This is a genomic window from Trichocoleus desertorum AS-A10 (genome assembly GCF_039962155.1).
GTDB lineage: Bacteria > Cyanobacteriota > Cyanobacteriia > FACHB-46 > FACHB-46 > Trichocoleus.
Map to the genome: position 1 here is coordinate 504,258 of NZ_JAMPKN010000001.1, position 25,476 is coordinate 529,733.

Annotated in this window: 24 protein-coding genes; 3 read left to right on the forward strand and 21 right to left on the reverse strand. The window is 50.8% G+C overall.

The window, feature by feature from the left end; translation table 11 throughout:
- Positions 1-18: 18 nt before the first annotated feature.
- The 6 genes from NDA01_RS02315 to NDA01_RS02340 form a co-directional block, all read right to left on the reverse strand.
- A complete protein-coding gene (locus tag NDA01_RS02315; protein WP_190433776.1) occupies positions 19-1,053 on the reverse strand; it encodes an HD domain-containing phosphohydrolase in 1,035 nt (344 codons plus the stop codon).
- Between the two features lie 418 nt (positions 1,054-1,471).
- On the reverse strand, positions 1,472-3,667 hold the full coding sequence (locus NDA01_RS02320) for a GumC family protein (protein WP_190433775.1): 2,196 nt from the start codon (positions 3,665-3,667) through the stop codon (positions 1,472-1,474).
- Positions 3,668-3,774: 107 nt separating this feature from the next.
- Entirely contained in the window at positions 3,775-5,046 is a 1,272-nt protein-coding gene (locus tag NDA01_RS02325; RefSeq protein WP_190554687.1) for a polysaccharide biosynthesis/export family protein, read from the reverse strand.
- Positions 5,047-5,226: 180 nt separating this feature from the next.
- Positions 5,227-6,069, reverse strand: a complete 843-nt coding sequence (locus NDA01_RS02330; protein WP_348226723.1) for a cyanoexosortase B system-associated protein — start codon at positions 6,067-6,069, stop codon at positions 5,227-5,229.
- Positions 6,070-6,100: 31 nt separating this feature from the next.
- Entirely contained in the window at positions 6,101-7,000 is a 900-nt protein-coding gene (crtB, locus tag NDA01_RS02335) for a cyanoexosortase B (protein WP_348226724.1), read from the reverse strand.
- A 4-nt stretch (positions 7,001-7,004) separates the two neighbouring features.
- Positions 7,005-8,192 (reverse strand): DegT/DnrJ/EryC1/StrS family aminotransferase, encoded by a 1,188-nt coding sequence (locus NDA01_RS02340; protein ID WP_348226725.1) that lies wholly within the window; start codon positions 8,190-8,192, stop codon positions 7,005-7,007.
- A gap of 426 nt (positions 8,193-8,618) precedes the next feature.
- Between NDA01_RS02340 and NDA01_RS02345 the strand changes: the two genes are divergently transcribed.
- Entirely contained in the window at positions 8,619-8,963 is a 345-nt protein-coding gene (locus tag NDA01_RS02345) for a Dethiobiotin synthetase (RefSeq protein ID WP_348226726.1), read from the forward strand.
- A gap of 20 nt (positions 8,964-8,983) precedes the next feature.
- Here the strand turns inward: NDA01_RS02345 and NDA01_RS02350 are convergent, their stop codons facing one another.
- The 10 genes from NDA01_RS02350 to NDA01_RS02395 all read right to left on the reverse strand — a co-directional run bounded on the left by NDA01_RS02350 (position 8,984) and on the right by NDA01_RS02395 (position 18,706).
- Positions 8,984-9,574 carry a hypothetical protein gene (locus tag NDA01_RS02350; RefSeq protein ID WP_190433770.1) on the reverse strand — a complete coding sequence of 197 codons (591 nt, stop codon included), beginning with the start codon at positions 9,572-9,574 and terminating at the stop codon, positions 8,984-8,986.
- Positions 9,575-9,662: 88 nt separating this feature from the next.
- Complete coding sequence (locus NDA01_RS02355) at positions 9,663-10,688, reverse strand: zinc-dependent alcohol dehydrogenase (RefSeq protein WP_348226727.1); 1,026 nt, start codon at positions 10,686-10,688, stop codon at positions 9,663-9,665.
- A 939-nt stretch (positions 10,689-11,627) separates the two neighbouring features.
- Positions 11,628-12,800 carry a molybdopterin-synthase adenylyltransferase MoeB gene (gene moeB, locus NDA01_RS02360; protein WP_348226728.1) on the reverse strand — a complete coding sequence of 391 codons (1,173 nt, stop codon included), beginning with the start codon at positions 12,798-12,800 and terminating at the stop codon, positions 11,628-11,630.
- A 50-nt stretch (positions 12,801-12,850) separates the two neighbouring features.
- On the reverse strand, positions 12,851-13,330 hold the full coding sequence (locus NDA01_RS02365) for a M67 family metallopeptidase (protein WP_348226729.1): 480 nt from the start codon (positions 13,328-13,330) through the stop codon (positions 12,851-12,853).
- 81 nt (positions 13,331-13,411) lie between these two features.
- On the reverse strand, positions 13,412-14,143 hold the full coding sequence (locus tag NDA01_RS02370) for an ABC transporter ATP-binding protein (protein ID WP_190554696.1): 732 nt from the start codon (positions 14,141-14,143) through the stop codon (positions 13,412-13,414).
- Between the two features lie 169 nt (positions 14,144-14,312).
- Positions 14,313-14,537 (reverse strand): 4Fe-4S dicluster domain-containing protein, encoded by a 225-nt coding sequence (locus NDA01_RS02375; RefSeq protein WP_190414753.1) that lies wholly within the window; start codon positions 14,535-14,537, stop codon positions 14,313-14,315.
- Positions 14,538-14,624: 87 nt separating this feature from the next.
- On the reverse strand, positions 14,625-15,854 hold the full coding sequence (locus tag NDA01_RS02380) for an ATP phosphoribosyltransferase regulatory subunit (protein ID WP_348226730.1): 1,230 nt from the start codon (positions 15,852-15,854) through the stop codon (positions 14,625-14,627).
- Positions 15,854-16,813 carry a J domain-containing protein gene (locus NDA01_RS02385; RefSeq protein WP_348226731.1) on the reverse strand — a complete coding sequence of 320 codons (960 nt, stop codon included), beginning with the start codon at positions 16,811-16,813 and terminating at the stop codon, positions 15,854-15,856. Before NDA01_RS02385 ends, NDA01_RS02380 begins: the two co-directional genes overlap by 1 nt.
- Positions 16,814-16,881: 68 nt before the next feature.
- Positions 16,882-17,748, reverse strand: a complete 867-nt coding sequence (locus tag NDA01_RS02390) for an inositol monophosphatase family protein (RefSeq protein WP_348226732.1) — start codon at positions 17,746-17,748, stop codon at positions 16,882-16,884.
- Between the two features lie 31 nt (positions 17,749-17,779).
- Complete coding sequence (locus NDA01_RS02395) at positions 17,780-18,706, reverse strand: peptidoglycan DD-metalloendopeptidase family protein (protein ID WP_190554745.1); 927 nt, start codon at positions 18,704-18,706, stop codon at positions 17,780-17,782.
- Positions 18,707-18,917: 211 nt separating this feature from the next.
- Here NDA01_RS02395 and NDA01_RS02400 point away from each other — a divergent pair, with 211 nt between their 5' ends.
- Positions 18,918-20,129: an HhoA/HhoB/HtrA family serine endopeptidase gene (locus NDA01_RS02400; protein ID WP_190554699.1), complete on the forward strand. Its 1,212-nt coding sequence runs from the start codon at positions 18,918-18,920 to the stop codon at positions 20,127-20,129.
- 91 nt (positions 20,130-20,220) lie between these two features.
- On the opposite strand, the gene NDA01_RS02405 is transcribed toward NDA01_RS02400, so the two are convergent.
- The 4 genes from NDA01_RS02405 to NDA01_RS02420 all read right to left on the reverse strand — a co-directional run bounded on the left by NDA01_RS02405 (position 20,221) and on the right by NDA01_RS02420 (position 24,104).
- Complete coding sequence (locus tag NDA01_RS02405) at positions 20,221-20,577, reverse strand: DUF760 domain-containing protein (protein ID WP_190433749.1); 357 nt, start codon at positions 20,575-20,577, stop codon at positions 20,221-20,223.
- 132 nt (positions 20,578-20,709) lie between these two features.
- Complete coding sequence (scpB, locus tag NDA01_RS02410) at positions 20,710-21,255, reverse strand: SMC-Scp complex subunit ScpB (RefSeq protein ID WP_190433747.1); 546 nt, start codon at positions 21,253-21,255, stop codon at positions 20,710-20,712.
- Complete coding sequence (locus tag NDA01_RS02415; RefSeq protein WP_190554700.1) at positions 21,252-22,103, reverse strand: ABC transporter ATP-binding protein; 852 nt, start codon at positions 22,101-22,103, stop codon at positions 21,252-21,254. Before NDA01_RS02415 ends, scpB begins: the two co-directional genes overlap by 4 nt.
- A 60-nt stretch (positions 22,104-22,163) precedes the next feature.
- Positions 22,164-24,104, reverse strand: a complete 1,941-nt coding sequence (locus NDA01_RS02420; protein WP_348226733.1) for a S9 family peptidase — start codon at positions 24,102-24,104, stop codon at positions 22,164-22,166.
- Between the two features lie 101 nt (positions 24,105-24,205).
- Here NDA01_RS02420 and NDA01_RS02425 point away from each other — a divergent pair, with 101 nt between their 5' ends.
- Positions 24,206-24,559 carry a hypothetical protein gene (locus NDA01_RS02425; RefSeq protein WP_190554702.1) on the forward strand — a complete coding sequence of 118 codons (354 nt, stop codon included), beginning with the start codon at positions 24,206-24,208 and terminating at the stop codon, positions 24,557-24,559.
- Here NDA01_RS02425 and truB read toward each other — a convergent pair.
- On the reverse strand, positions 24,532-25,458 hold the full coding sequence (truB, locus tag NDA01_RS02430; protein WP_348226734.1) for a tRNA pseudouridine(55) synthase TruB: 927 nt from the start codon (positions 25,456-25,458) through the stop codon (positions 24,532-24,534). The genes NDA01_RS02425 and truB overlap by 28 nt on opposite strands.
- Positions 25,459-25,476 lie beyond the last annotated feature (18 nt).

Sequence of the window (25,476 nt, forward strand, 5' to 3'; positions counted from 1 at the left end):
TACCGCGGTTCTACACGATTAACTCACAGGTGATTCTACAGGGTGAGCAACCACTTCAGTTCGAGGCACTGAGAGCAACGGCTTAATCTCACTTTGATGGATAAAGTCCTGAAACTGCTGCACTAACTTAGGATTCCGCCAGCCTCTATCTCTCTCCTCCAGCAAAATAGCGAGAGCTTCTTCTGGGGTATAAGCTCGCTTGTAAGGTCGCTCGTGAGTCAGGGCATCGTAGATATCAATCAATTGAAAGACCTGCACCAGCAAGGGAATGTCGTCACCCACCAGCCCATCTGGGTAGCCTGAGCCGTTCCAGCGCTCATGGTGATTACGAATAATTGGCAACACACCCCGCATCGTTCTCAGTGGCTGACAGATTCGTTCTCCAATCAGCACATGCTGCTTCATCACTTCCCATTCTTCGGAGGTAAAGCCCGCTGTTTTGAGCAAGACGGCATCTGGAATTCCAACTTTTCCGATGTCGTGCAGGTACCCGCCCCACATCAGGTCTCGCACCTCACTCCGAGATAGATTTAGGTATTCTCCAAAGGCTTTAACCCGCATCACTAGCCGTTCGCAGTGGTCGCCAGTGTTAGGGTCGCGGCTCTCTACAGTGCGAGCAATGGAAAAAAGGACTTGCTCTGCGTGGTCTAAGTCTTCGTTCAGGCGCTTCTGACCCACCAAAGATTTCACACGAGCCGATAGTTCTAATTGGTCAAATGGCTTCGTGAGAAAATCATCCCCCCCTGCCTCAATCCCTTTTAAACGAGCTCGTCGATCGTTTAGGGCGGTAATAAAAATAACTGGGGTGAGTCGGGTTTGCTCATCTTGTTTTAAGCGACGACAGACTTCAAAGCCATCCATTCCTGGCATCATTACATCCAGGAGAATCAAGTCAGGATTGCCCTCAGTGACACAAGTCAAAGCTGCTGGGCCACTGTCTGCTTCTAAAACGTCATATCCTTCCACTGAGAGCAGGGCCACAGCAGTCATCCGACTTGCTGGGTGGTCATCTACGACCAGAATTTTAGGTCGTTCTAGGTCAAGACCGTTCACTGGAAACCTCATGTTAAAGGGGGGTAGATAAACCCAGTCAAGTTAAGCGGGTGAGCATTTAGGGGTCAGCTTAATATCTGGGATTCAATTCCTGTGCTGAACCCTACCGAAATTAGATGTCTATCCGCTTGTGAAGAGTTTATAAATTGATCGGGTGGAGTGCCATGCTTATCAGTATGTGCAATTGTCCCGATCGGGAAATCGGGCTTTTTACGGAGATTAAATTAAGATTTAACGAGTTTAGTGAGTTGAGCAGTGCAGTAGAGTTCTTGCCGATAACCGACCACTCTAAGGTCAAAGTTCTTACTGATTTTGCTTCAACTACCTCAACTAATAGCTTACCTCTGTAGCAGGATGGAGAGTCCTAAAAGCTACAGAGGTTTCAAAAAAGCTCTAAATTCTTGAAAGTTAGCAAGAACTAGCGGTAGTCTCTGGTGCTAGTGGCTACTTCTCCTAAGTCTTCAGCCATGTCCTCGCCAAGTGCATGAGCAGTCAATTCCTCATCGAGTAAGGGTTCAACTGACTGTACAGGGATGTCTACCCCATTGATGATGGCTCCAAGCAGCCGGAAATCTGACTCCGCTAACTGGTCAGTAGCTTCAGCTAGCAGGCTGTCTTCGGTATAACCTGGCCGAGTCACCAATAGCATGCCATCGCTATAGGGTTCTAGAAGGAGGGCATCATTGCAGAGGCTGAGTGAAGGGGTGTCGAGAATCACCATATCGAAGCGACCCCGCACATCCTCTAGGAGGCGACGAATTTCGCTTGACTCCAAAATGGCAGCGGCTTGACGCTGGGGGCCAGGGCTAGGAACGATATAGAGGTTTTCGACATCGGGAACCAAGCGGATGCAGTCACCGAATTGTCCGTAGTAGCGTAGTGGCTCGATCGCGCTGTCTGGGTCAGGAGCGACTTTGAGAGACTTGGCTTGGGAAGGTGACCGCAAATCTGCTTCTACTAGTAGAGTTCGTCTGCCAGCTCTAGCGGAGGCGATCGCTAAGTTATAAGCACTCAAAGTCTTGCCTTCTTGACCTACCACACTCGTCACTAAAATGACCTTTAACGTCTTACCTTCGGCACGGCGTAGATTACTTCGCAGCCGCTCATAAAAGTCCGCATAAGGAGACTCAGGATCGACCACAACGGGAATGTCGTCGCTATAAGGATCAAGGTTGGGTAGTAGCGGCAAGACACCCAAAATCGCAATTTCTCGCTGACGCAATGCTTCTCGCACGTCTTCGAGGGTGTAGAACTTGCCTTCCAGGGAATCCAGCAGCAAGATTAATCCACCACCCACGATCAACCCGACTAGCGCCCCAATGCCGAGCGTTAAAGGAGCATTTTTCGCAGGTTTGGCATCCTGAGACACCTCTGGCGCTTTCGCGATCGTCAAGCTACTAGCGGTTTCTGCTTCAGCGGCCTTGGCATCTACCAAAGCAGCCTGCATCCGGTCGTAAAAGGTGCGCTTTAGAATTGTTTGTTGTTCTAGGCGAGTGCGCTCTAGCTGTTTGTTTGGTAGAACTGCATATTCACGGCGCATTTCTTGCTCGGTGCGAGCTGCCGACGCCATCTGCTGCCGCATTGTATCTAGTTGAGTTTGCAAATTAGTAAGTTGGTTGGCTAGCTGCTGCCTAGCTGGGTCCAAGCTACTATCTCTGCGAATTTGGTTGCCACCGACTAAGGGAGCTGCAACTTGGTTGCCACCTACGACTTCACCGGCGCGTTGTTGCAACAATGTTTCATAGGCTTGTTGCTGATTTCGCAACTCGATCATCGTTGGGTGTTCGGGCCGCAATGACTGACTAAGCAGCGCTATCTGGGATTCGTTTTGATAAAGCTGCGATCGCAAATTGGCAATGATTGGATCGGCACTGAGGGCAGAAGAGGCATAGGCCTGCTCAGGATTCAGCCCTAATCTTTGTTGTAGGCTCCGCATTTGAGCCATCGTTCCTTCCATTGCCAAGCGGAGTTGCCGTTGCTGCTCCTCGGCATTTTGAATCGCTGTAATCACATTGCCATTCTGAGCCGCTACTAGGGCAGGACCTTCTCTCCGGTCGTACTGCTCTAGCTGCTGTTCCGCGGTTCTGAGGTCTTTAGTTGCTTGGGGTAGACGCTGATTCAGTTCCTGAATGATCGCCCGTAAGCGTGCTGTATTAATGAGGCGGCTCTGCTCCACCATGCCATCCATCAGCACCTTAGCCGTTTCAGCCGCCCGCTTAGGATCGTTTCCGTCACGATAGGTGATGATGAACGAACCGGCACCTGCATTATCGTTTTTGCCCTTCTCCTTCTTGGGTTCTTCTACTGTTGCATTGCGTCGCACCTCGTCTGGCTCAGCATCAACCTGCTTAGCAGCGGCCTCAACCACGTTATCTGCTAGTAAGATTTCTGGACTCAGGACCTGTCCCTCAGCTTGGATCTGAGTGCCTGTCTCAGAAAAGGTTACAGGCGGGCGATTGTTCGCTAGCGTTCCTTGGGCCACGTAAGTCGGTGGTTCTTCTGGTTGGGCTGCCACCAATACAGAGGCACCCATAATCAGGGCAAAACCCGCAAGTCCAGCCCATTTATGTCGATCCAGAGCAATGAGATAACGTTTAACAAAGGGGGGAGTCATAGCAGCAGGAAAACGCGTAGATGGGAAGGGGGCGCTGAAACAGCAGGTTAGCTTATAAGGTAACTTAGCATTTCCGGTGAATTGCAGCTTTTGCTACGCTTTGTTACCTAATCATCATCATCGTCATTATTGTCATCATCGTTAGAACCCGGGCCGAAAAGGTCGCTGGCACTATCGGAGATTTCGCTAAAGAACAATAGAAATCCTAAGACATCGCGGAACGGTTGAGTAAATGTATTGAGAGCGTAGGTAATTCGAGCCACCAAATTACGACCCACAATAATGACATCGTTATCTTGAAGTGGAACATTTTGCGAAACATCACCCATCAAGGCTTTCTTGCCATTTAATTCTTTGGCGATCGCCTTCCCTTGCTCTTGATCGAAGCGGATCAAAGCAATTTTCTTGAGTCTGGCGTTCTGCAAATTAGGGCTAATGGCAGTTAAAGCATCTAAAAAGGTACTGCCATTGGGTAGATTAATGTTGCCGATGCCATTACCGGCATAACTTAGAACTCGCACCGTAATTTGTTGTTTGGCAAGGGTAGAACGAGCGACCAAGCTACGGTCGTAATCCTTGTCCTCACCCACATCCAGTCTAGGGATCACGATCGCATCTCCGTCTTCCAGGCGCAGATCTGGCAGTTGTCCGCCATTGGCGATGGGAGTAAACAAATCAACTCTTTGTTCAATAACTGTGCCGTCAATCAAGGTCCGACGCACTTGCACTTCCCTTAAATCGGCTCGATTCGTAGCTCCCCCCGCAGCGAGTAGGGCGTTCGAGATCCGGGGCTGGGCTCCAGCTACTGGGTAGAAACCTGGCTTGGTAACTTCTCCTAGGATGGTTACTTGCACCGGGCGTTGATTTCCTAAAGTGACGATCACCATTGGATCGATCACATACCGATTAAAGCCAACCCGTAGCCGTTCCTGAACTTCTTCTAAAGTGAGACCCCTGACAGAAATCGTACCTAGCAAGGGTGCGGTGATATTACCTTCGGGGTTGACGTTGGCCGTGAAACTCAAATCTGGAAACCGATTGACGTTTACAGCAATTCCATCTCCAGGCCCTAAGCGATATAAGTCGAACTGGGTTCTGGCGTTGGGTGGCGTGGCTGGGAAGGTGTTGGATAGTGGGGGTGGGGGAAACGAGTTAGGCAGCGGTTGTACAACTGGGTTAACCGGAACTGTTGGGACAACCGTAGGTAAAGTTTGGCGATCGCTGGCTGGTTGATTGGTCTGCCCAATTGCTGCCTCTGGCAAAAATCTAGCATTGGCCGCCCACAAGAGAGCTGTAAACGATGCCGTAGTTGCGACGGAGTACAGACCGGTTAGGGTGAAGGCACGAAACTGACGTATCCGAAAACAGGCTTGGGACATAGGGCTTGAAAGAGTTGCGAGCGTTCTTATATTGCGATTGGAGCGAGGTCACTAAAAACGTTAGGGCAAAGCAAGAATTGAACTTTGAGTTTGGCTGGTCGTCTAGTGGAGACTTGACCTAGTTTAGGAGAGGACGACGAAGTGAGATTTTTTCGGTTCCCATACCTAGAGTATTTATTACTACTTACCTGGCGATCGCGGCTCAGCCGTGAGGGGGCCTTTGATTAAGGCAGCTTGCACCGTTTGAGCGAGTGATTCCGCCATAGGCCAAACAGTATCAATCTCACCGAGAGGTTCAATAGGAATCAGTAGACAGACAGCGACCCAAGGTTGGCGAGCATTCCGTAGTTGGGCAGCTCGATCAGCCCAAAACCAATCACTCGGAGCTGGACTGCCACCTGCGGGCCAAGCATACCATTGCAAAACCGCAAAGGTTTGTTGTTGATTCCAGCCGCGTAAAAACCGGGCTTTCACGGGAATGGGAGACTTTGCTGAAGTTTTACTATCTGAACCCAACTTAACGGCAGCAGAATTTTCTACGTCTACGGTAAATCGGGACAGCCGAGCTGAGTCTGTGGTCCAGCGCTGAAACCCATTGATGTCCATCCACTCGACTTCCGGTTGGTTTTTTTCACTTCTAGGAGCGGTGAGTAGTAATACTGCTCTTGCAGGCTCAGGGGCGGATAAGCGGCTCGCTGTACTATTAAGCGATTGAGGCGGTGATAGCACCAGGGATTCAGCTTCAATCTCTTGAGCTAGCCATTCATGCCCGCCGATGGGTACTGTTTGTCGCTTCCGGGTCTTCCAGCCAGGTAAGTTTAATTCTGTGTTCTCTAGATTCCGTAGTTGTTTAAAGGCTGCATCCTTAGGCGGGTGAGCCCACCGCCAGTGACCAGTCAAGTAGCTGGGGGCGGCTCCAATTCCTAGCAGCAATAACAACAGCAGTAATAGAGCAAGTTTGGGTAACTGCATCTGCTGGAAGGATTTAGGTAAGAACCGCATGATGGCCGGGGAATGAGTCACTTTTGCAATTACTCAAGGTAGGAATACAGTGTTACTCAGCAACGCCCTCAGCACCATCACTTTCAGGGTTGCTGGAGAAAAACTGATCAATTTTGGTCAAGAGCAGGACAGTCAGCCCTAGCATACAGGCAGAATACAAGTCACCGCCCCAGCCTGCATGCAACCACTCAAATGCTTTTTCTTGGCTAGTGCCATGAAAAAAGGTCAAAAGTGTGTTGCGCAAAATATTGGCGCTGACACTAATGACCACGGTGCCAAGGAAAAACAAGCTAGTTTTGGTTCGTGATGTCCAAGTGCCTGTCCAGTAAACTAGCATCAGGCCAACATAGAGGCTGGTAAACAGCATCTTTAAGCCAGCGCAGTAGGGCGCTACTTCCACAATGCGATCGCCTACATATAGATAAATCTGCTCAACCGTTACGTCCATCCCAAACTGATTGAGAATAAACCCGGCGATCGCGGCAATGAAGTGTTGTAGCGGCAAGGTGTAGGGCGCAATTAGGTAAGGTAACTCAGTGGGGGTGGCAAGCAGGACTAAGATCAATGGGAAACCTTGCAGCTTCAAGCCTGGCATGCCTTTTAGCCACAAGCACAACCCCACCAAGATGGCAGGTAAGGATAAATTGACTAGATCTGAGAGACCACTGAGGTAGAAAACGGCTCCTAAACTCAAGAAGGCAATTCCGAGCGGATGGTTGGCTTCGGGTAAGCGCCGCCACTCGTTTTGTTGGTTCCAGGCAATGTAGGCAGCAAAGGGTAAGCCAATCAGCCCATGACTAAAGTATTCATGTTCAGTGCTGATACTTTTGTTGAGCCAGCCATCTACCCAATGCCACAGTAAGGGAGCGTAGAGCAACGCCAGTAGACCTAGAATTGCGCCATTGAGGACATAGCGCTCGATCGCAATGGGAACTTTACGCCTGATTAGCATGGTTTTAGTTTGCCATTACTGGAGTACATAACTGGGTGTTGGCCGCCGGAGGATACGCTTGGAGTAAATCTTTCAAGGTAGCCACGACTCGCTCTACTTGAGCTGGAGTCAAACCAGGATACATAGGCAGGGAAAGAATTTCTTGGCAGAGCTGCTCTGCTTGAGGAAAGTCACCCATTTTATAACCTAAGTTTTGAAAAGCAGGTTGTAAGTGGCAGGGAATCGGGTAGTGAATGCCTGTCTGAATATTTTGGGCTGAAAGTTCTTCTTGAATTAACTCACGAGTCAGGGGGCAGTCTTGCACACGCAGGACGTAGAGGTGGTACACATGACCACTGCTACTTTGATTCGTGACCGGAACTAAACCCATTGAGTGGAGCGGCTGCAACAAAGCATCATAGTACTGAGCAATCTGATTGCGATCGCGGTTCCACTCAGCCAAGTGAGGCAACTTCACATTGAGCACAGCCGCTTGCAAGGTGTCTAGGCGGCTGTTGGTGCCATATTCCGTATGAAAATATTTGCGGGGTGCTCCGTAGTTGCGCAGCGATCGCATGGTTTGGGCCACACTCGCATCTTGCGTCACGACCATGCCACCATCTCCTACGGCTCCTAGGTTCTTACTAGGGTAGAAGCTAAAGGCTGCGGCAATGCCCACAGAGCCAGCTCGGTAACCATCCCGCTCTGCTAGGTGAGCTTGAGCGGCGTCCTCAAAAATTAGCAAATTATGGGCATCAGCCAAGTCTAAAAGCTGCCGAGGCGACACCATCTGACCGTAGAGATGTACTGGCAGCAGCACCTTGGTTTTCGGCGTGATCGCTTTGGCAGCAGCAGCTAAATCCATCAGCCCTGTTTCTAGTTCACAGTCCACCAGGACTGGAGTTGCCCCTGCCCGTAAAACTCCAATCAACGTGGCAACAAAGGTATTGGCTGGTAGAATCACCTCGTCACCTGGCCCAACGCCACAGGCCTGTAGACCCAAGGCGATCGCATCGGTACCACAAGCAACTCCAATTCCATGCTCAGCGCCACAAGCAGTGGCAAAGGCCAATTCAAACTCTGTCAGTGCTTGACCCAACACATAATCTCCCTGCCGCACTACTGCTTGGATCGCTTGTTCAATCTGAGTTTGAATGGGTTGGTGCTGAAGGGTGAGATCGACAAATGGAATGGTTGCAGCGGCGATATTCATAAACGGCAATATTCAAGAGGGAGAGTAGGGACGAAATCTAGAAACTGAGCTGAATCAGTACAGGTCTACTCTAGTTATGGGCGAATTACTGAATTTTGAACATAGTGAAACGGTGAAGAGTCTATGAATGTCCCTAGGTAATCAATGAACTTCCAATAACTTCCGCGATCGCACCGCTGCAATTAAGGTGAAAGCTCCGGAAGATCATGTTAATTTCAAACTAACTTTATTGATTTTTTAAGTAACAGGTTTTGCTGAGAACTTGGCATTGATCGCCAGATACGATAGCTTTACAGCAATTCCGCTGCTTTGCAGTTTTTAGGTGGGCACTCTTAAACAGCATTCCTGGCAGAAGCGATGTTTAATCGAAGTCCAACTCCTTAAATCAGCAAATTCAGTGACAAGCTCTATCATTTTTTGAACGGCATGGATTACGAAACCGCTCGTAGTTTTTTAATCAATCAAGCGCGATTGCTTAACCCAAATCAAGATACGTTTTTATCTCGTCTCCAGCAAGGAAAACCGCCAATCCCAGGGCAAGTCACGTCCATATTACTCGCCCTGAAAGTGGTATTTGAGGCACTGCGAGCCGCCCCGAGCCTAGACCGAGAATTAATTTATACCTTGCATATATTGGCACTAGAAAGCCGACGACAGTACGATTCTCAGCGCAAATTAGGAGTGGTTTGGCCACCCCTGCTCGATGAAGACGTTACGCGAATTTCAACTGCCGTAAAAAATATTTTTTCAGATGAGTGGAAATCAGCCTAGCTCAGGCATCGGCGATCAACCTAGCGATTTCGCAGTTCAGTTTCTAGTTTGTTGAGGTCACTCTTAAGAAAAACCACAACGTGACCTGCGTAGGCACTTCCATTTCGCGTTTGAGCGATTTCGGTCCAATAGGCATAACGATTGCCCGTGCGGAGTTCTCCCTGCAAAGCTGACATCAGAGGGGTAGCACGGCGGCGAGCTTGGTACGCGGTGGCTTCTCCGGGATAGCTGTACACCAGATTGGCACGCTCGTAGTCTTGATACACATCTAGGCCATAAATCACTCGCAGTGATTCGTCTAGGCGATTGCGAGTCACGCCATTGATCATGTCAAAGATGGACAGACGCTCAGAGCGAATGATACTGGGGTCTCCAGCCGGAATTACTTTACCAGGAGCAAGCACAGAAGCTTGAAACGTAAACCGTTGAGCGGCGCTATCGTTCTTACGCACCAGTAGCTTTTCCCCACTGGCAGGCCGCAGAGTCGGGTGAGCTTGAATCCAAGCTCCAACTTCTTCAGTCGTTTGCCCAGGTAGCGCCTCCGCTCGCCCGCCTCCTAGCACTAGCATCAATCCAAAAGACAGAACAGCTCCCAGTTGCACTCTACTCATCACAAGCCTCTTGTTGACACATGACAACCGCCCCAGGTAATTGGGAATGGGTAATGCCCTAGTATTGGCGATTTGCGCCCTAAATATATCAGTTTGCGATCGCGACTTTAATCACTTTGCGATCTTTCATGTCTTGAAACACTTGTTCAAGTTGTTCAAGGGGTTGGCGATCGCTAATCAATAATTCAAACGGTACGGTGCGACTAGCTAGCAGGGACAAAGCCGCCCGGACATAATGAGGCGTATTGTGAAAAACACCTTTTAGCGTTAGTTCGCTGTAGTGAAGCTGCTCGGTATTGACGGTAATGGTGGTATCACGGGGACAGCCGCCAAACAGATTCACGGTCGCTCCTGGACGAGCACAGGCGATCGCCGTTTCCCAAGCTGCAGGCACTCCTGTCGCTTCAATCACCACATCCGCACCCCAGCCATCGGTTAGTTCCCGCACGGTTGTCGGCAGGTCAGTCACTTGTCGATAGTTGAAAGTTTGGGCAGCGCCAAACTTGGAGCCAACTTGCAGGCGTGAGTCACTACCCCCAAACAAAAACACTTCTGCGCCTTGGTTCGCCAAAGCTGCCACAAACATCAGTCCGATCGCGCCATCTCCTAGCAAAGCCACGCGATCGCCAGGTTTAACGTTAGAGCGGGCCACGCCATGCAAAACACAAGCTAGAGGCTCGGTCATCGCAGCCAACTCTGCTGGCAAATCTTCCGGAATCGGCAGTAAGTTTTGCTGGACAATCGGCGCGGGAATTTTGAGGTACTGCGCAAAGGTGCCGTTGTTAAACGTTAAGTTGGGGCAAAGCGAATATTCTTGACGGTGGCAGAAAAAGCAGTTGAGGCAAGGGGCGGAGTTATTGGCCACTACGCGATCGCCAATCTTCCAGCCTGTCACCCCTAACCCAATGGCCACAATCTCCCCAGCAGCTTCATGGCCAAATAGAGTTGGAGGACGCAGCATTCGGGCATGACCTCCCCGTCGCCAGACTTTGAGGTCTGTGCCACAAGTGGTTGCGGCTGCCACTTGAATCACCACTTCTCCAGGTGCGGGCGTGGGATCGGGGACTTGTTCTAACCGTAAATCTTCTTGACCGTAGAGGAGAGCTGCTAGCACAGGAATTGCCTAAAACCCTTGATTTCTCTCAATCTTACAAGATTGGGTTCCAGCAATCTGCCTGCTGGCTCAACAGAAAACCCTGCCTTAATACTAAAGACAGGGCTAATGGCTCTATGCGACTCAAACTCGGTCTGCCTAAAAATCTCTTTTATTGTCCAGAGCGATAAGCAGAGGTTGCTTTGTTCGGGGTTAAAGCAGTCATAGGAGTCTCACTTCGCAGAACTGCACTAGATAGGGAAGGGACTTCTTGCCAGCAGGAGGTGCAGAACCAATAGACTCCTTTTTGACGCGCGTGCCGTAGCAAAGGACTATCGCAATAAGGGCACTTATTAACATCGCTATTCATGGCACTTAGCTCTCCAAACAGTTTAAAAATTGTTAATTAAAGAAATACAAGGGCTGAGCTTAATTGGTTCATTCAATTAGTCTTAGCTATTCGGTCTGTTACCCCTGGCCTGGGATTTAAGGATGTCTGAAGCAAAAGCTAAAAACTTAGGTTCTCTGAACTCTAAGGTAGAGCTACTGGGCGATCCCCGCCATCCATCTTGGGAGACAAATTAAATTGTCAGTCGTGAAACGGCATTTTTTAGCACAAAATTTTTGTTTTTTACAGTCGGGACAAATTTCAGAAACCTGGTTTAAGTATCCAGTGTAGAGATTGATCCCCAGATAGATAAATCAAGGTCCATTGCACTCAATGTAGCGTTAGTTGAGTTTCAGCTCTAGAAAGCTAATCACAATGGACAATTAACATTAATGCACGAGTTTGGTGCTAGGAAAGTAACGATCGTCACTAGCAGACAGATTCGGGAAAACGAGTTAGCAAAAAAGCGATCGCCCCCTCTACCTCGGCTAATCCAAACTCTAAGAAAGGATTGCAGCGGAAGTGAGGAGGCGATGATTTAGTAAATTGCGAAGAGTTGAGAACTCAGGCGTTTAATATTCAGGCACAGAAGGATCGATTTCCCGACTCCAAGCTTGAATACCACCCTTCACATTGGTTCCAGTGATGCCTGCTTGCTTCAGGATGCCGAGAGCCTTAGCCGATCGCCCGCCCATTTTGCAATGAGCGATCAAACGATGACCATTCAGGGCTTCTTTGACTTTAATCACGCCTTCGCCGCTTTCAATGTCGGGGAGAGGCACCAAAATCGCGCCAGGAATCTGAGCAATTTCGTACTCATTCGGGTTGCGGACATCGATCAGCACGAAGTCATCAGCACCGCTGTCGAGCAGTTGCTTCAGGTCTTGCACCGTCATTTCAGGGATTTCCGCTTGTTGCTGGGCTTCCGCTGCCTTAGCTTGGGGAATGCCACAGAACTCTTCGTAATCTACCAGCTTCTCGATTACGGGTCGCACCGGATTGGGCCGCAGCTTCAACTCCCGGAATTTCATCTCCAAGGCGTTGTAAAGCAGCAAACGACCGCTCAACGTTGTCCCTTTACCTAGAATGATTTTGACCGTTTCGGTGGCTTGAATTACGCCAATGATTCCAGGCAGAATTCCTAGAACGCCGCCCTCAGCGCAGGAGGGTACAAGTCCTGGCGGTGGGGGTTCGGGATAGAGGTCGCGGTAGTTGGGGCCACCTTCGTAGTTGAAGACCGTCGCTTGGCCTTCAAAGCGATAGATGGAGCCGTAGACGTTGGGCTTGTTCAGCAACACGCAAGCATCGTTGACCAAGTAACGAGTGGGGAAGTTATCGGTGCCATCCACCACAATGTCGTAAGGCGCAACGATATCGAGGGCGTTCTCGGAACTTAAGCGAGTCTCATACAAATCAACTTGGCAGTTGGGGTTGATTTCGAGAATCCGGTTCTTGGCTGATTCAATCTTGGGCTTACCGACCCAGGAAGTACCGTGAATCACTTGACGCTGGAGGTTTGAGTGGTCCACCACGTCAAAGTCCACAATACCAATGCGGCCAATTCCTGCTGCGGCTAAATAGAGTAGCAGCGGCGCACCCAAACCACCCGTACCAATGCAGAGAACGCTGGCAGCTTTTAGGCGCTTTTGGCCTTCTAGACTGACTTCTGGCAGGATCAGGTGACGGGAATACCGTTCGTATTCGTCTTTTGTGAGTTGGATCTCATCCAAATTGGGATTGAGCATAGCAATGAATGCAAGGAGAGATGGGATAGGCGAGTTGGGAGAGGCTAAAACTAAGCAGCCTCAGCAATCCAAATATCTTCTGACTGGAACCGATGGTCTTCGGTCAGGCTCCAGCTACGCAGATCTATAACTTTACCGTGTTGAACGGAAACAATAATATACGAGTAGTGCGCCCAGGCGCACATTCGGTCCATCTCCGAAGGTGTGGCAGGATGATCGGGATGGGAGTGATACACACCAATAATGTCGAGGTGGCGATCGCGGGCTTCCCGCTGCACTTGCAACATCTCGCGGGGATCAATCCAAAAATGCTTGTGTTGGGTCACATCCCAATCACTGGGTAACTCGATCGCGTCCCCTAAATCCTGAGTCCAAATATTCTCAGTGGCACGAACTTCGACCACCATTCTGGATTCGCTAGAGCCTGAACCCAATTTCCCCAACAGCAAACCGCAGCACTCCTCCGGGTAAGTGCGCTCAGCGTGAGCCGCGATCGCTTGAATGTGATGAGGGTCGAGTTGCAGAATCACGAACCAGTCGTCAAAAATTTTTGCTGAGCTAGATTATTTATTCTAAGTCAGAATCAACCCACCTGAGCGATGAAGTGAGATTTAGTGCGCTTTGCCTGCCCCTAAATACAGCTCACCCACTTTCGGGTCATAAAGCAAGTCACGTCCTGGACCTTCAAAGCGATCGCGCCCTGCCTCTAATACATAACCGCGATCGGCCATCTCCAGCGCCTTACGAGCATTTTGCTCCACCAGCACGATTGCCGTACCGTTCTGGTTAATTTGCTTAATTTGCTCCAGCACGTTGTTCACCAAAATCGGTGATAGCGCCGCCGAAGGCTCATCCAACAGCATCAAACTCGGTTGCAGCATCAACGCTCGCCCCATCGCCAGCATTTGCCGCTGACCACCCGACAGAGTGCCCGCCCGCTGCCGCCGCCGCCCTGCCAAGTCAGGAAACATGGTGTAAATGCGATCCTTGGTTGCATCCAACGGCTCATTGCGGATAAAAGCCCCCATCTCCAAGTTTTCATCCACACTCAGCGATCGAAACACATTAGAAATTTGCGGCACATAGCACATGCCCCGCTGCACAATCTGGTTCGACTTCAGACCCGCAATACTCTCCCCCTGGAACGTAATCTTGCCACTATTTGGCGTCAACAACCCAAAAACCGTTTTCGCTAGGGTAGACTTACCCGCCCCATTTGGCCCAATCACCGCCACCAATTCCCCCGGATACACCCGCATATTCACGCCTTGCAGAATATTCAGATCCTTCACATAACCTGCATAGACATCTTCAACTTCAAGCAAAGGAGCAGAATGGGTCATGGGTAGGCGTTAGGAGTTAGGGGATAGGGATTAGAGAGTAGAAAGTTAGAGGTTGTCAGCTAAATTAAACCCCTTTTGGAGGGGGCCTGGGGGACGCAACCGTCCCTCAGCGGGGGTTTGGGGGCAAGCGCCCCCAAGGGTTCGGCTTCCTCAAGTCAGGAACTAACAATTAAGGCGTCTTCTGCAAATCAGGCCGTTCCTCCGGCACGATCGCCCCCTCCACCGGACAAACCTGCAAACAAATCCCGCAGTCAATACAGGTAGAAAAATCGATCCAATACCAATCAGTCCCTTTCGTGTTCTTACCAGGACCCTCATGAATACAGGCCACTGGGCAAGCATCTACACAATCGGCAACGCCTTCACAAGTATTCGTAACAATCGTATGTGGCACAGTGTTCTCTCTCTCAAAAACGCAAAACAAATCAATCTGATTGCTTCTTCTAAGCTATCAGGATCAACCTAAAGATTCAGGACGAGATTAGGTGAGTGACTCTACCTCAGCAGAACCATCCACCTTAATCCAAACCACCTGGGCAATCCGGCGATCGCGCGCATATTCCCGCACCGCTTCTGGGGAGTGGCGATCGCCCAAATCTACCTCAACCCGCACCAACTCAGCCGACTCCCGCAACTTTTGGGCATAAGCAAAAGCTGCCGTATAAGCTTGAGCGCTTTCTGGCACCACCAACCAATCACTATTCGGTGTTTCCTGAGGCAATTGCTCGGTGGGCAACAGCACTTGATGCAAATCCTCGATATTGAGCGAGAAACCAATTCCAGGATACGTTTCTCCTTGAGGATGATACAGACCTAACAACTGGTCATATCGGCCACCCTGGCCCAACACGCGCTGCCCAGTTTCAGCTTCACTCACCACTTCAAACACAATGCCTGTGTAATAGTCGAAGGTTTGAATCAAGCTGAGATCGAGAATTAGGGGAGATTGGCCTGGCTGTGCAGCAAAACTATCGCTCAGCAGCTCCACCAAAGACTTGAGGTTATTTACCGCTTCACGCTGAGCCGCATCCAGGTCTAAACTTGACACCTTTTGCAGCACATCCGCTGGGCGACCGCGCAGATCCACCAAAAACAGCGCTCGTTCCCGCAGTTCTGGCGAGAGAGGGAGAGTTTCTAGGGCAATGCGGTCTAGATGAGCGATCGCCTGCCGCACTGTGTCTTGCAAGTGGCTCGGAAACGGAGAGAGGAGCGATCGCGTTAGTCCTGCTTCTCCCAATATCAAGTGCCACTGGGCTAGACCGAGATTCTTCAGGCAGTCGGCCAGCAACAGCAGAATCTCAGCATCTGCGACTAGGCCACCGCCGCCCAATAGCTCCACGCCCGCCTGGTAAAACTCCTGCTGACGGTTGTGATTCGCTTGAGCAGCCCGTCGAAATACATTGGCGTTGTAGTAGAGCCGTTGGGGATAGGTAGCACCCGCCATCCGAGTCACTGCTGCCCGTGCGATCGAAGCTGTCAGTTCTGGCCGTAGCCCCAACACCTCATTCTCAGCATCTTGAACTTGAATCACCGTAGAGCGCTGCACCGCTCCCCCTGCCATCAGGGTGTCTAGCCGCTCCAAGGTTGAAGTAATAATGCGGTGATAGCCCCAGCGATGAAACACTTGCTGTAGACCCTTCTCAATCCAGCGCTTTTGAGCCACATCGAGTGGCAGGAGATCTCTAGCTCCAGCAGGTGGTTGATAAACCATTATTTTTTCTTTCCACCAAACAAACCAAACAAACCACCACCCGAATCACGGGGTTTCTCAGACTGACCAGCCTTGGCTGGTTTAGCTTTGCCGCCAGTCCCAGCAGACAGCTTATCTAATTTCTGCTTCGCTTCCAAAGCTATCTCGTCTTTCGGATTTAACTGTAGTGCTCGCTCAATATGAATCTTAGCCATCTTGGCCTGGTTTTGCTTCAAATACACCATGCCCAACAAGCCATGACAGCGGCTGTTATTTGGTTCTAATTTCAAACCATCTCGGAGTTCCAAAATTGCTTGAGCAAAAGCGTTTCTAACAATCAGTTCTTCGGCCCGACGGCAATATTGTTCTACAGCGGTTGGCTTGGCTTGTGAAGCATTAGAAGGTGCTGGAGCAGCATTCGCCGCTTGATTAGATTTACCTGCTTGATTAGAAGTTGCAGCCCCGGTAGCCTGATTTTTAGTCTGTGAAGACCCCGGAACAGCACCACCTTTGCGTAGGAGATAGACAAAATTTAACTCACTAATTTGACCAGTCAGTTCCAAGATCTGATCTAGAGTTTGATACTGCTTAGTTGCTATCTCTTGTAGTGCCGTTTTGTAGGCATGGTCAACATCATTAGCTTTAGAGAGTTGTGTTGCTACTTCACTAAAGATTTGAACAGAATCTTTTTCTTTAATAGCTTGTTGACCTTTCAGCCGCACTAAGACTTCGTATTCAGCTCGTTCGCGATCTTGAGATAATTTTTCGTAAGCTGGATTAACGAGCTTGGATAACAACTCTGTGGCTTGCTGCTTTTCGTCCTCAGATTCGGATGAAAAGCTATCTGGATGGAGGTTACGCGCGATTTTAAGATAGCGTTTCCGAATCTCCTTAGCGTCCGAGTTGATTGGGACTCCCAAGATGGCGTAGTAGTCAGTGAAATCCAGCTTAAATAGCCCTCGGTCAATTTGAAAAGACATGGTTTGTGGTCTCACTTCCTACTACGTAAATGCTTCTAGTCTACTTTGCCTCGCAGGGGATGCATGCCTTAGGAGGGGTGGCTAGCATCCTGACTTAATACATTGTTATCACTTCTTGCGGCTGATGCAGCGCTCACCTGTAACAGTTCATTGCTCAAAGCGCTGTGAATTTGCTGATTCGTGGCGAGAATCCGACCGGAAGGGATGACTACAGGGCTTTGGTCGTAAGCTGTGACCTGTCCACCCGCTTCTCGAACCAACACAATACCCGCTGCCATATCCCAAGGAGACAAGCCCCGCTCCCAATAGCCATCGAAGCGACCACAGGCGACATAGGCTAGATCTAGCGCAGCAGAGCCACTGCGACGCACCCCTTGAGTCAGGTGGGTGAGATGACAAAATTCGGCGTAGTTATTGTCTAAGGTTTCACGGCGATCGTAGGCAAAGCCTGAGACTAAAAGGCTCTTGCTAAGTTCAGCGGTTTTTGAGACTTGAATCGGACGGCGATCGCGAGTGGCTCCCAATCCTGTAGCGGCGCGAAATAGTTCTTGGCGGAAGGGGTCAAAAATAGCTCCGACTTGCGGCACCCCCTCAATCAATAGCCCTACCGAAACTGCGGCAACAGGATACTGATGGGCATAGTTCGTGGTGCCATCCAAGGGATCGATCGCCCACAAATATTCGCTGGCCGTGTTGTCGAGTTGACCTGATTCTTCAGCCAAAATGGGATGGTCCGGAACATGGCGACGCAGCACCTGTAGGATCGCTGTTTCTGCGGCCTTGTCCGCTTTTGTGACTAAATCTCCGGGACGACCTTTCTCCTCAATCCCTTCTAGGTGGCCCCAGTAATCTTGCAAGATGACTCCTGCTGCCAGCACTGCTTCCGTGGCAACGTCTAAAAAGATTTGGAGTTGTTCAGGCGATGGGTGGCTCATCTTTAATATTTATTCACAGTTTCTTATTGAATCACTGTTTTGCCACTTTCATGCCTTGAATATAAGGTTCTGGATCTTCAGCGACCCACCCTAAATTGGAGTTGTAGCGCACCTCAAAATGTAGATGAGTTGCTTTTGAGCTAGGTGTTCCAGTCGTGCCGACCGTACCAACTAGCGTGCCCTTCTTCACAGTCTGGCCCGCCTTGACTTTGATGCTGCCCAACTGTGCATAGCGGCTCTGCCGTCCGCCAGCATGGTTAATCACAACTAAACTGCCATAGCTGCCTTGCTGATCAGCAAAAGCTACCACACCATCGCCTGCCGCTAGAACATTGGTGCCGACTGGAGCTGCAAGGTCAATGCCGCTATGAAAAGCCACTTGAGCGATCGCAGGCTGTAGCCGCCAACCGTAACCTAGCAGCACCGTCGCCGTGGTGGGCAGCGGGTAGCTTGTTAAGCCATAGTTATCGCGATCTTTGGGACTGATGCTGGGTGGAGCAGAGCCGACTGGAGACCAATTTACACCAGGGACAAAAACAGTGGCAGGTTTGGCTGAGCAACCATTGACTTCAAACAGCACATCAGCCCGCACTTTGTAGGTAGCCGCGACATCCCGCCAAGTTTGGCCTGCCGGAACGCTTACCTGCACCCCGTTGTAAGGTGGAATCACAATCTCTGCGCCAGGAGTTGCTTTGCCACTCCTCAGGCTAGGATTAAACCCCATCAAAGTTGCAGGAATCAAATTATATTTCTGAGCAATACTCTCTAGCGTTTCACCCGACTTAACCTTGTAGCGAGTCAAGCGCTCTAATGCAGGCTTTGGACAAAGACTGGAAATTTGAGCGATCGCCCCTGGCCGTATCCCTGACCTGACTTCCGGCGTTGCAGCACTACTGCTGAGTGTATACCAAGTGAGCCAGAGCAGAGTGGGTAGAGCAAACCAGCGAGAAAAACTCATGGGTGTCATATCTGGGGGAGTCAGAAGTTAAGAATTGGAAGTCAGAAGAACTGCATCTATTTTGACTCCTGTCTTCTGACTGCTGTTTCCTAGCTTTATTGAATCGCAATCGGAAGCGATCGCCTAGCTCAGTCCGATTTTCCTGCTCAGAAGCACCATCGATTACAGTAGAGGTATATTTCCTGCGCCACTGCCATTCAGTGTTGAGACTATGAGTTTGTCGTTCAAACAACTAACGATTTACCTAGCTTTGTTAGCCATTGGCGGTGGTGCAGGAGCGTGGGGTAATCGCTACCTCACCGCAGAGCGAACAACTTCATCCGGCGGGCTAGCACCTTTTCTTCAACCACCGACTCAGAAGCCGTCTGCCCGTACCACTGCCAGCCTACCCATCTCCCCTACCAGCCCTAACTTTATTGCCGCAGCGGTCGAAAAGGTAGGGCCTGCGGTGGTGCGAATTGACTCAGCGCGGACAGTGACGGGTAATGTGCCGGAGGCGTTTAGAAACCCCATGTTCAAACGCTTCTTTGGCGGTGAAGCCCCTATCCCAGAAGATCGTGTGGAACGAGGGACAGGTTCTGGCTTTATTTTGAGTGCGGATGGCCGACTCATGACTAATGCCCATGTCGTGGCTGAGGCTGATACTGTCAAAGTGACGCTGAAGGATGGTCGCAGCTTTAACGGCCAAGTGGTGGGAACGGATCCAGTGACGGATGTAGCGGTGGTCAAAATCAGTGCTTCTAGCTTGCCTGTGGTCAAATTGGGCAAGTCTCAATCACTAGTTCCAGGGCAATGGGCGATCGCGATCGGCAATCCCTTAGGTCTGGATAACACTGTCACCGCTGGCATCATCAGTGCTATTGGTCGCTCTAGCTCTCAGGTGGGCGTGCCGAACAAACGGGTGCAATTTATCCAAACCGATGCGGCGATCAATCCCGGTAACTCTGGCGGACCTTTGCTAAACGAGCAGGGAGAAGTTGTGGGTATTAACACAGCTATCCGAGCTGACGCTCAAGGTTTAGGCTTTGCGATTCCCATCGAGACGGCAGAGCGCATTGCCGAGCAACTATTTCGCAGTGGTCGCGCCGAGCATCCTTACCTAGGCATCCAGATGGTTGACCTAACGGGCGAAATTAAAGAGGAAATCAACCGCGATCGCGAGCTGGGCATTAAGGTGACGCAGGATCAAGGCGTTTTGATTGTTAAGGTTTTGGACAACTCACCCGCTGCCAAGGCAGGTTTAAAGCAGGGAGACGTGATTCAAAAAATTAACGGCAAGTCGGTTAGAACTGCTTCTGAAGTGCAAGAGATGGTGGAAGCGAGTGTCGTAGGGGCACAGCTCAATCTCGAAATTAACCGCAACGGCAAAGCTCAGCGCTTGCGGATTCAACCCAGCGCTTTTCCGACCGAAGAAATGGGTTGATTTACCATCTCTCTCCCCTTCCCTATCAGGGAAGGGGCCGGGGGTTAGGTCAATCTTCGCGATCCTAAAAATTTCTTTTTGCGCTTGCAGGTTATGGGTTAGAAGGGGGGTCTTCGTGAAGAGACATTGAACCCGCTAAAACGCCTTCTAGTTCCATGCGTTGCTCCATCTGGCGCAGGAAATAGCCCGTCATCATGGCAGAGGCGAGCAGCCCTGCTAAGTTGTCACGATCGGTCGTAATTTGAACGTTAAAGCCTTCACTGGGTAACATTCCCACCAAACCCTGAACGTTATGGGAAATAATTTGTTTTACCTCCGGGCTGACCGACTTGGCAACCCGTGCTAGCACCTCAGGTGACTGATGTTGCAGGTATTTCAGCAACGGATTTGCTTGAGCATTTTCGGGGTCAGAGCCAAGGAACTTAGCACTTTCAGGGTTAAAGACCATAAGGACGCTAAAGGGTTTGCTTGCTTATTTGTACTATTGTGGCACTTCCACCCACCTCTGTGACCAGTCTCAAAAAGGTGAAAATTCCGAACCTCTAGGGACGGGTAAGGGGTGGTTGTCGAATGGCAAAATTTAAGATTCGTCAGCAGGCTCTTGAGTTTGTGGCTCTAGAGCGATCGGGAGTTTGTCTACCTGAAAATACTGGTGGAACTTCTCGGTGACTTGTAACCAATAGGACCGACCATCCGATTGCCGCCGTTTCCGCACAAAGCCTTGCTCGACTAATTCTGGTACATGTTGATAGGCACCTGAACCGCGCAAGTTCACCAAATCTGCCTGAGCAATCGGTCCTCGTAAGGCGATCGCCGCTAAAGTTCGTAAAGCCCCCACCCCCAAATCCACCGGAATTAAAGTTTGGACCAGTTTGTGAAAGGCAGGACGCAGTTGCAGGCTGTAGCCCTCTGGGGTTTCCACCACTTCTAAGGCACTGTCGCGATGAGCATAATCGGTCATGAGCTCGATCAAGCCTTCTTCTGCCGTGGCGCGATCGCAGCCTGCATATTTGGCAATCTCGCTGGCTGTCAGCGGTTGGGCCTTCAAGTAGAGAATTGCTTCGATGGTGCTGGCGAGTCCCGTCTGTTTTGGCGGTTCTTCCCAAAGCGTTGGTTGATCGCTCAATCCAGATTACGTCCTGTCAATTCAACAAAAATGTCTTCTAAGTTGGAAGGTCGCACCATCATACCAGTCTTGTTTGGCTGCTGATCAAGATAGGCGTTGGCTTGCTCCAAGTCGGGGAAAAATTGGTAATCCCATTTGTCGCCTTTCTGGGTCATGACCAAGCCTTCGCCATATTTCTGCTTGAGTTCGGAGAGCGTGCCCAACTCGATCAACTTGCCCGCATCCATCACGCCAATGCGATCGCACAGATACTCCACTTCATCCATGTAGTGCGTGGTGAGCAACATGGTCATGCCCTGCTTGTTTAAGTCACGGATGATCTCCCAGAGGCGGCGGCGAGTTTGCGGGTCTAAACCGACAGTGGGCTCATCTAGAAACAAAATTTCTGGTTCATGCAGTAGAGCACGGGCAATCTGTAAACGTCGCTTCATCCCTCCGGACAAGGTTTTGACCAAATCCTTCCGGCGATCGCTCAGTTCTACATAATCTAACCAGCGATCGATCCGTTCTTGACGTACCCGATTGGGGATATGGTGCAAGCGACCATGAAACTCCATGTTCTCCCAAACCGTGAGGTCGCCATCTACACTCGTCTGCTGCAACACTACGCCAATGCGTTGCTTCACCTGAGCCGCATGACGCACCACATCAAAATCAGCAATCTGAATCTGGCCTTGGCTGGGTTTAGTCAGCGTCGTTAGCATGCGAATTGTGGTGGATTTCCCTGCACCATTGGGGCCGAGTAGGCCAAACATCTCCCCTGATTTGATCGTGAGTGAAAGATCCTGAACGACCGGGCGATCGCTATAGGTTTTGTAGACGTTTTGCAGGGAGATCGCAGCAGACATGAGTAACCGAACGAAAATGCAACCAATCTTTACCCTAGCACCGATGAAAGCCTTAGACCCCTACAGGTTGGCGATCGCGACAGGTTCAACCGGATCGGCCAGCTCAAAATCAAATACACGCGAGTAGAAATAGAGTTCGCCGTCCAGCGATCGCTTAATATTTTCAGCCTTGCGGAAACCATGTTGCTCGCCTTCAAACGCAATGTAGGCTACGGGTAAGCCCTTCGATTCCAGCACTGACACCATTGCCTCGGCTTGGCTAGGCGGCACAATTTTGTCTTCTAAACCCTGGAAGAAAATGACTGGGCAAGCAAGCTGATCGCAGAAATGGACAGGCGATCGCGCTTGATACAAATCTTGCCGTTCGGGATAGGGGCCGATTAAGCCATCGAGATAGCGGGATTCAAACTTGTGCGTATCTCTCGCCAATGCCTCCAAATCGCTGACTCCGTAGTAGCTCGCGCCTGCCTTGAATACATCGCGAAACACCAAAGCACAGAGCGTCGTATAACCTCCCGCGCTTCCGCCATCAATCACTAGGCGATCGCCATCTGCCAAACCTTGCTCTGCTAGGAAGCGGGCTCCATTCACACAGTCATCCACATCGACAATGCCCCACTGCCCTTTCAGTCGCTCCCGGTATGCGCGACCATATCCGGTGCTGCCGCCGTAATCCACATCTAAAACAGCAATCCCCCGACTCGTCCAATACTGAATGCTCAAGCTCAAAAGCGTAGAAGTGCCAGCGGTGGGGCCACCATGACTTTTGACGAGTAAAGGTGGTTTTTCTCCGTCGGGTGCCTGATAGTCTTGGTTTTTAGGTGGATAGAAGAAAGCATAGGCGGTCAAGCCATTCTCGGTCGGAAACTCGATCGCTTGTAGTTCCGAGAGATAGCCTGGATCAACCTGCAGGTGGCTGGCACGCTGCAAAACAGTGATTTCGCCTGTAGCTAAATCGAGTCGGGCGATCGCGAGTGATTCGGTTGGGGAGCCTATCAAGAACACAGCTTGCCCCGCTGCTACTTGCAACCCTCGCACCACTGTATAGGGAATTGCAATTGGCTGGAGTTCTTGAGTTTCTGGGTTTAGCCGAGTGAGGTGGGTAGTACCCTTCTCGACATAGGTGCAGATAATTTGCTCACTGCCACCGCTCGTATCAAACCCGTAGGTAGACTGACCAAACACCCACTGCGGTTCACCAAACTCAGCAGCGCGATCGCACAAAGCCTCTACCTGACCCTGCTGCCAACGGTATAGATTCCACCAACCAGAGCGATCGGAGATAAAGTGCAGAATGCCGCTAGGAGACCACTCTGGCTGAAAAATCGACTCGGTAGTGCCGCCTGCAACCTTCTCCGGTTCTGCCAAGGAACCATCAGGGTTAAAGGCGGCGACCCAAAGCTCGGTGCCATCCCAGGGCATGTTGGGGTGGTTCCAAGTCAACCAAGCTAAATGTGAGCCATCAGGGCTGAGGCGCGGGGAGGAGTAGAAGTCATTGCCAGTTACCAAAATCTTTGGTTCTTGGCCTGCCTCTAAGCTGAGGCTGATAATTGTGTTGACGGGTTCCTGCTCACCAGCCGTGTGGTCTTCTTGCACACAGATAAAGCGCTGCCGTGATTCGTCTACCACGCCATCGGCATAGCGCCAGTTGCCTTCCGGTGTCAGAGCTCGTGGTTCTGAGCCTAGCGTTTGGCGATAGAGGCGTTGATCAGCAAAATGAGTGAAGTAGACGGTGCCTTGGTGAACCACATAAGCCCCCCCACCATATTCATGCACTCGTGTCCGCACATTGAAGGGAGCGGGTGTAACATCTGAAGTTTGCCCATCGGGAGTCCGGCGCACCAGCACAGTTCGGCCTGCCTCTGTGGGTCTTAGCTCCAGCCAATAGATATCCTCTCCGTCTAAGGCTGCCTGACTGAGGCCAATCGTCCCGGTGACAATCAAATCTGAAGTAATGGGGGACTTCCATGTACCGTAAGCGGCAACTTGGGATGAGGGCATGAGTATTCTCCAAAGGCGGGTCAGCGATTCCTAAAATTGAGGATAGAAGCTTTTTCGCCCTCCGGATCGTCTTAACCCAGAATCACCCCCTAGAAACAACCATGAGAGCCAAGATCGTTGATGACATTCTGTTCCTCCACCATGAGGATGTCCCGCCTTACAAGAAAGGTGGGTCGATGGTGCGGAATAGCTACTTCTGGGCCTTACGCTCGATCGCTGGGAGAGCAAACCGCGATCGCGACTGGGAATATGAAGCGGAGATTTGGCATGCCTTGCAACGGATGCTGATCTCGTTTAGTGAATCTGGCTATTTGGGATTGTCAGAAACTATTTTGGAGTTTCCCCTAGACCAAGGTGAACTTCCAGCGGCGCTGCGTCCGGTGTCCACCTGGCAAACTGAGTTACCCGATGAGCCAGAAGACGAACTTTATAAGTCAGGCTCCAAGACCATTTGAGGTGCTAATAGCGTGCCTTCTGGTTCTTGAATTTGCTGAGACACGCCCAAAAACCGTCCATCTTCGTGGTGAATTCGTACCGCTAAACTTGGGGCATCTGCGGACTCAACTGCTTGGAATAAATGCTGATCCAGCGGCTGAAACACTCGTTGTCCCCAGCACCAACGTCGCGCTAACTCCTGGGAGAGGATAATCGAAGGTAGATGCTGCAAAACACTCAGGGGAGCGATCGCCTCAAAGGTGCCTGCCTGTAGCTGCGCTTCTAAATCGGCAAAGGTGAGGCTCTCCGCTAACGTGAGGCCACAACTCTCCGTACGACTCAAAGCAGCCAACGTGCCCCCCACCCCTAACACCTCGCCTAAGTCCCGCGCGATCGCCCGGATATAAGTGCCCGGACCACAAGCGATCGCCAAATCGAGTTCGGGAAAGTCGCCCGATCGCCAATCCAGTACTTCAATGGCAAACACCTCCACGGCACGAGGCTGCACTTCAATCGGTGTTCCTGCACGAGCTAAGCTGTAAAGCCGCCGACCTTCAACTTGGACGGCACTATAAGCGGGAGGAATTTGCTGGAGCGGGCCTTGAAATTGGGGTAGGGCTGCTTGCACCGCCGCCAACGTTAAGCTCGGTGCTGCTTGAGCCGTCAGGGTTTCTCCCTCTAGGTCATCTGTGGCAGTCCTGACTCCCAAACGCACGGTAGCCTTGTAAGCTTTATCCGATCGCAAAAATTGCAGGAGACGGGTAGCTCGTCCGATCGCGACTGGCAGCACTCCGGTTGCTGCGGGGTCAAGGGTGCCACCATGTCCCACTCGCTTCAGCTTCAGCAGACGACGCAGCTTCGCCACACAATCATGGGAAGTCATTCCTGCTGGTTTGTTTAAGTTCAAAAACCCTTGCACAGTCTCAGTTAAGTCTCT